The organism is candidate division WOR-3 bacterium, from assembly GCA_039801365.1.
Lineage (GTDB): Bacteria > Hydrothermota > Tepidihabitantia > Tepidihabitantales > Tepidihabitantaceae > JBDRUN01.
Map to the genome: position 1 here is coordinate 1 of JBDRUN010000112.1, position 6,580 is coordinate 6,580.

Sequence of the window (6,580 nt, forward strand, 5' to 3'; positions counted from 1 at the left end):
GATTGAGGTCGTTATCGGAGATGGCAAGCAACGCCATTTTGCCTAGGATGAAACTGTTTCTACTCCGCTGTGCCGGATTGAGGTCGTTATCTACAACAGAGTTATGCAATATGTTGATACGATGGGTATGGGTTTCTACTCCGCTGTGCCGGATTGAGGTCGTTATCCTCTACACGGAGAATGACCAAGTGGCCGTTCTCAAAGTTTCTACTCCGCTGTGCCGGATTGAGGTCGTTATCAACAACATGCTGTATGACATCGTCACCGTTGACGGGTTTCTACTCCGCTGTGCCGGATTGAGGTCGTTATCCGTCATGCTTTTCAGGTACTTGCGGGCACGACGAGAATAACCTCGTTCTAACTATCAGGACTACTGACCATTACTCACCCGCCAGAATTTGGAAAATCACCCCACGCAATGCAATCGCTTCCTTGCAGTTTGAACACCCGCTCAGCATAAGTCTCGTAGATACGTGATGTCGTTTTGGAAAATCCCTGCCCGATTCTGCTAGGGTACCCGGATTTTCCAAAACCAGGCCTCTTGCATAAGAACACCGATGCCTAAGCGACGTATTTGCGTACCTTGCAAGAAGGCCCGAACGCGAATTTCGAAAATCGAAGTCCGGGCTAGCCGAAACCTGCCATTTTCCAAACCCGGTCCGGCCTACATCACTCAGAAAGACTGAAGACCTGCCGATTCTTCGGACACTTACAGTCCTGCTTACTGAACTCGATGTTTGGAAAATTGTAACGGCTTCTATCCTGTCGCTTTTCACTTGTCGCCGGTCGCCTGTCACTCGTTTCTTTTCACTTCTTGCTCTTACACACTCCAAATTGTCTAAAGAGCCACAGGTGATGAGTTATGGGCCCATCGGTTTCTCCCACTCGTCACCAAGCTCGTACCGCCCCAAACCTATGGTTGTGCCTTTGCCTACATGCAGATGCTCGCCCATTCGCAAGATGGGCAGGTATTCGGCCAAAGGGCCAAAGTACGTAACTTCGCCCCTGAGTCCGTCAGCAGGTTGGTGCCGGTTACCTTGCTCCTGCTCCCATCTCAAGCTGGAGGAGCCAATCTCCACCTGTTCAGCGGCAAGGTAGAACCTGTCCTTGTCAAGAACAGGCCGTATCCCGCAGTGATACTCGCCCAATCGCGTGAGACGTCTGACCAGCGCTCGCAGCAGAGTCTCGAATCTCAGTATCCGTCTGACCATCCGGTTCTGACTTTGAATCAGCGTGGGCTGGACAAACCTGATTGTCAGCCGCTCGCACCCCGGCGCAGCGCCTTCCTGCCGCATGGCCTCAAAACACACCCGGCTCGGCGGCGCGATAAACCCTCGGCCCGCAACAAACACCGCACGCGGCTCAGCCTTTGCCGAGTCAGCAACCTCGCGCAGTCGCGCTCGGACTGAACCAAGTCTAGTCCGCTCCAGCGCCAGCACAACAAGGGGAAGGTATTCTATGGCCCTCCCGACGAGTATGACATCAAAACTTATCTCAGATACGGCATCGGTGCCCGCCGGCGGCGGATCTATCACATATGGGTGCGGATGATACCTGTCCGCATAGCGCAAGCTAGTGTCTTTCGGCGGCGGCGACTCAAAGATGTAAGAATATGCGCAGTCAGCGCTGGTTGGACATTGGTCGCACCTGACGCCGTCCCCGCACGGGCAGACCACGCGGCGCAGGCCGCTGCCTAGGACGCCGTGCAGCATCCGACCCAACGGCTCTCGTAGCTTGTGCGGGCGCTCCAGTTGCAGGCTAAACCGCAGGCGGGAGAAGTAGAGACCGTCAAACATCACCAGCGCTTCTCGTCGCGCCTGAGCTGGTCGCGCCGCTGGCCTCGACCGCCGTAACCGCGGGGCCCGCCGGTTCGCCGGTCCGACTCGCCCCGTACTCCGCCCTGAACGCCTTCCCGGCGTCCGCCTCGTGCCCCGGGCGGCGCGCCGTAGACTCGGCGCAGCCGCCACGCCCAGCCAAGGATATAAGCAATCTCCTCAGGGTTAGAATGCTGTGTCAGCACCTCATTGATTCTCTTGCGCATTTCCTGCCAGTGCTTGTCACTGGCATTGCTATAATGTCTGGCCCTAAGAAAAGTGCCGAGTTCTTGGAGATCACGATGGCGCCGAAAGTAGTTGGCAGCGTGCCGTATGAGATTTGCCTGCTGCTCGGTAATACCACTAACCAGTTCTCGGGCTTCAGCCAGCAGTTTCTTAGGCTCCATCTGGCGCTCCTCTCTGGAACTTGTCAGCAATCGCGGCGATGGCGGTACAATACTTCGACGCCCACTCGATGTATGCGCTGATAAGGTCTTCCCGAGAGTGCTCTTTCGCCGCAGACTTGCTCTTCTCAACTAACTCCTCCAGGTATCTCGTTCTGCACTCAATCTTCACCGTTTCCGGCAGGAATCTCACTCTTCCCAACCTGCGATTTCTGCCACCGCCCAGCTTGAGGCTGAATGGCTTGACCACACCATTATGTCCCAGTCCCATCGCCAGAAGAATCAATCCAAGCTCCCACTTGGTTAGGTTTAGAAAGGTGGCGGTGCAAACAATACGAACATCCTTCGGTATTACTTCGACCTCTTCCATCTGACTACCTGGCGTGTGCTTCGGGTATTCAAAGTAGTAGAACTTCCGACCCCTACACTCCCTTTTCGGCCCCCTGCGTTGCACGATCCGTATCTTCTGGGTCGCCACCCCCTGCCCGAGTACCGAGTCCGCGAAGCAAAGGCGGCCCTGATGGTCGGTACTGCCGAAGATAGTGCAGGCCGGGCACCTTCTGCAATTGTCGGTCACGGCCCGACACGACGGCGATAACGCCTCGGCATAGGTGCGAATCGCACCCTTGAGTGAAGAGCCGGGGATGACTAGCCGGGAACCGCTAGCCAGGCGCGCAAACTGCAGACGCTGTACACCGTTGTCGCCGCCTTCGACCTCCACCTCGCCGGAACCGATGAGCAACGGCTGCTCGGTTATGAGCGTCGCCTCCAATCGTCCGGTCAGGCGCTTATCGTCAAATCTGTCCAGGTCAGAAACTTGATTCACAATAACGCACGGTATGGCCTCAACGCAGTAGTAGTCGTAGTCGGTAGTGCCGTCAGGGTAGGTTACCTTCTTGTCGTGATACACCATCACCCCTCCCCAGTCTTTGCTTCTTCCAGACGGACGAAACGCAGGAACCCGTCTTTCGAGCGCTTTGCCGCTATCTTAGTGTGCTTCAGCCTACCCGCCGCAGGAAACCGTACTGAGTCTGAAATGAGCGGCAAGTACACTTCCTGCGTTTCCTCGGTGGTATCGGCTTGAATCAGTAGCCCGAGCTCACCGTTCCAGTGCAGGTCCAACGTCTCATTGAACGCCCGGAACGCGAAGTTATCGCCGTAGTCGCATCTCATCTGGGCTACCAGCTCCTTGAGCTCTGCGGCAGTGACCTCGGACTTCTCATCAAGACCGTCTCTCCACTCCTCAGCCAGTACGAAGAAACGCTCCTGCTCTGAGATGGCGCCCAGCACCTCATCAAGCGAAGTCAATCGTCTAACTTGTGCCATGGTCCTTGCCCTGTTTGCTGAGACTGACGAGCGCCTTCATCGAACCAGATGTCTTCAGGGAGTCGAGAACCGCCTCCAGTGCCTTATCCTCAAAGGCAAAGTCCAGGCTAAGCGTCTCAGGCTTACCCTGCGTCTCGACGGTGAGAGCATCATCCGCGATAAGGTCATAGGTTTCCACCAGGTCGGCGACAGCGCCGATACCGGCAAGCTGTTTGTCGTTCTCGGCCAAGCGCCCATACTGCTTCACTGTCAGCCGTGTTACACCAATCGTTACCTTGCCCAGGCCCCTGGTTTTGCCGAACCCCAGCTTCTGCGCGCCCGAGTTCAGGTCGTCGAACACGTACAGGAGCAATCCAAGCTGCCAGAGCTGGTAGTTGCGCAGGGCAATCCGAGTATGGAATTCGCCGCCAGTGAGCACTTCAAGGTCAAATACCGCGCCAGTCTTGACCGTGCCCTTCTTGCGGTCAATGCCGATACCCGGCCTGACCTGCAGGTACTTCTCAGTTTCCGTGATCCCTTTCTGCCGCTCCTCAGGTTTGGCATCAACCGGCCACGGAAAAGCGTCGGAGAAGAAAACACGGGAGGCAAGGTCGGTCGAGCCAAACGTGCGACAGGCGTAACAGTGCCTGGAGTAGTGCAATTTCTGTTTGCCGCTCTCACCTCTGCAACGGTCACCCCCCAGCGGGTCGCAGGTGGCGATTCCTTGGGTTCGCAGCAGCCTTTCGGCGCAACTGCGGATGACACCCTTCAGGCTTGAGCCGGGAAGATAGACCGTGTCGCCCGCAGGAGTCCTAAGCCGCGTGAACTGCATATCCGGCTTGGTCGCATCCAGATTGTCCGCGGCCTTGATAAGTATCGGCCCGTCAGGTTTGATGACGATGTCCAGCATCGCCTGATTGTAGAGTGCCTTCAAGCCAACTGAGTTCATTACTTCCTCCCCGAGTTCAGCAGCTCCTGAAGCCTCTTGCCACAGCCCGTGCGGAAATTTGCCACATCCGTCTTCTCCTCTGCTTTGCCCGCGATGATGTCATTAGCAGTAAGGTCCCTGTATTTCTGCCACCTGATGGTCACCGAGCCCAGCCCGCGCGAAGTGCTGCCGCCCAGGCGGTTGAATCCCGAGTTCAGGGCATCCACCGCGGCAAAGAACAGGCCAAGCTGCCAGTCTTCCACATTATCCGCGGCTACCTTGAGCTTGAAGTGAACCCCGGCCGGCACTACCTCGAAATCATACTTCATCGGCCTGGCCACGGTACTGGTTTCGCGGTCAATCGCCACTCCATCCCGCACCTGTAGCAGCAACTCATGCCAGGTTTCTTGGTCTACCGGCAGGTCTGCAAACCGCAGCCGCGAAGCGAAGTTGGGATGTCCGAACAAATCACATACATCACAGATGTCCTCGGGAACCCTCAGCTCTTGCTCGCCCTGTGGCACGCCTCTTTTCTGTTGCTGAGAGAACTTTCCCGGGTCAACGCAACCCGTCCAGACTTGTCCCACTGGGTCACAGCTCTTGAGCTTGCCGCCATCCAGCCCGCGCACCAGCGACTCGGTGTAGGAACGGAGTACCCCCTTGAGCGAAGACCCGGGAATGAACGGCAGGCTGAACGGGTCCTTCATCACCGGCAGGTCGCTGGCCGCATCTGCATCCAGTGCCCGGCCTTTGCCGATATGAAGCGCAGTCAGTGTCTCAACATAGCCCTCAAGCACCACCAGTCGCTCGAGCGTATAGTAAGCCAAACGTCCTGTTTCACTCACCTGACCCTCCCCTCTTGGCCAGTACCGCCCGGACCAGGTAGCCGATGAAAAGCTTCATCGCCTTCATGTCGTCCTGTCCAGTGCTCGACTCCGCTGCCTTCTTCAACTTGGGCCCCAGAACATCCTTCACTGCTTCTGCAGCCCAGACCTTCCTTCCTGCCTGGTAGTAGAGATAGTTCTCCACTTCTGCCAGGCAGGTAGCAGTGGCTACAGCAGTTCGCAGGTTCTGCCACTGATGGGAAGGAGGGATAGCGGTCTTCTTCTCGGGTTTGTCCGGCTCCTGGCCACGCTGTCCTTTCCGGACCCATTGGTCGTGTGCCTTCTTCTTCTCCTGGAACTCAGTATCAAACGCTTTCTGAAGCTTCTCCAGTTCTGGAAGCGCATCATTGGCCAGTTTCACAAGGTCCGGCTTGCGGCTGTGCAAGCTCTTCAGTAGTTCAAGCTCCGACATCATCTTGCTCCTCCATTTACTGCGAGACGGTCACAGTGGAACTCATCGCAGGCAAGTACCCAGCCATAGCCTTCGTACCGGCGCAGACCCAGTCCCTCTGCCTCGACTTGTTCCAGTTTGTTTATCAGCTCTTCTTTCTTGTTTTCGGGCATCCAGCCGGCAATACAACTGCCCTTGGTTATCGCCGACATCATATCTTTGGGCATACCCAGGGCCGCATTGTACCCGCCCGCATACCCCTCGCGCACAAACGCAGCTCCGACCTTAAGGTCGTCCCCGAATGTCTCCTTGAGCAAGGCAAGCTCTTCCCCGAATGTCTCCTTGAGCAAGGCAAGAAGACTCTGGCCGTAGGGGAGTATCAGATCCGACAAAAAGTCAAGTGTGAACAAAACACGGCCGGACGGACAGTTCGACCACGTCCTCCTGACAACCTCATTCACCCCATCCAGCCGCTCCTGTATACTGCGCCGGCTCGGAGCCGGAATCATCTCTACCTTCATCTTGCCGAATCCGCGTCCACGCGCGCCGCCGACCAGTATCGTGCCCAAGTCAAAGACTGCCTGAGCATCGCCGTGCTCGATGCCTGACAATAGGCCGACATAGGCAATGTCCTTTTCCAGGGCATTGGTCTCGTAAGAAAACAGCTCCCCAATGCTGGCCGCCTGGCGCTTGCGGTCTATCTTTAGTTTTGTGGACAGGTGGGTTTGAGGACGCACGCGCCTTAGTTCGTTTCCTACGCGGTAGTAGTATCCCTCCACCGGTTTCAGCTCCCGGCCGCAATTCTTTGCAGCGCACCTCGGGTCAGGCTTTTCAGGATTGCGGAGACGATACAG

The 6,580-nt window shown here is 56.7% G+C and carries 8 protein-coding genes and 1 CRISPR repeat array; all 8 genes read right to left on the reverse strand.

The annotated features are described in order from the left end of the window. The first annotated feature begins 55 nt into the window (after positions 1 to 55). A CRISPR array of direct repeats spans positions 56 to 310; the repeat unit is 36 nt; unit sequence GTTTCTACTCCGCTGTGCCGGATTGAGGTCGTTATC. Positions 311 to 860: 550 nt separating this feature from the next. Then, positions 861 to 1,796 carry a CRISPR system precrRNA processing endoribonuclease RAMP protein Cas6 gene (gene cas6 / locus ABIL25_10480; protein ID MEO0082693.1) on the reverse strand — a complete coding sequence of 312 codons (936 nt, stop codon included), beginning with the start codon at positions 1,794 to 1,796 and terminating at the stop codon, positions 861 to 863. Further along, on the reverse strand, positions 1,796 to 2,221 hold the full coding sequence (locus ABIL25_10485; GenBank protein MEO0082694.1) for a hypothetical protein: 426 nt from the start codon (positions 2,219 to 2,221) through the stop codon (positions 1,796 to 1,798). The genes cas6 and ABIL25_10485 overlap by 1 nt, the downstream gene beginning before the upstream one ends. Further along, positions 2,211 to 3,131, reverse strand: coding sequence for an RAMP superfamily CRISPR-associated protein (locus ABIL25_10490; protein ID MEO0082695.1), 921 nt, complete (start codon positions 3,129 to 3,131; stop codon positions 2,211 to 2,213). Before ABIL25_10490 ends, ABIL25_10485 begins: the two co-directional genes overlap by 11 nt. Then, positions 3,131 to 3,544, reverse strand: a complete 414-nt coding sequence (locus ABIL25_10495; protein MEO0082696.1) for a hypothetical protein — start codon at positions 3,542 to 3,544, stop codon at positions 3,131 to 3,133. The genes ABIL25_10490 and ABIL25_10495 overlap by 1 nt, the downstream gene beginning before the upstream one ends. Then, a complete protein-coding gene (locus ABIL25_10500) occupies positions 3,531 to 4,472 on the reverse strand; it encodes an RAMP superfamily CRISPR-associated protein (GenBank protein MEO0082697.1) in 942 nt (313 codons plus the stop codon). Before ABIL25_10500 ends, ABIL25_10495 begins: the two co-directional genes overlap by 14 nt. Continuing rightward, a complete protein-coding gene (gene csx7, locus ABIL25_10505; GenBank protein MEO0082698.1) occupies positions 4,472 to 5,296 on the reverse strand; it encodes a CRISPR-associated RAMP protein Csx7 in 825 nt (274 codons plus the stop codon). The genes ABIL25_10500 and csx7 overlap by 1 nt, the downstream gene beginning before the upstream one ends. Then, on the reverse strand, positions 5,289 to 5,750 hold the full coding sequence (locus tag ABIL25_10510) for a hypothetical protein (GenBank protein ID MEO0082699.1): 462 nt from the start codon (positions 5,748 to 5,750) through the stop codon (positions 5,289 to 5,291). Before ABIL25_10510 ends, csx7 begins: the two co-directional genes overlap by 8 nt. Beyond that, the coding region (locus ABIL25_10515) for a hypothetical protein (GenBank protein MEO0082700.1) at positions 5,747 to 6,580 on the reverse strand (834 nt) is incomplete at its 5' end. The genes ABIL25_10515 and ABIL25_10510, both read right to left, overlap by 4 nt.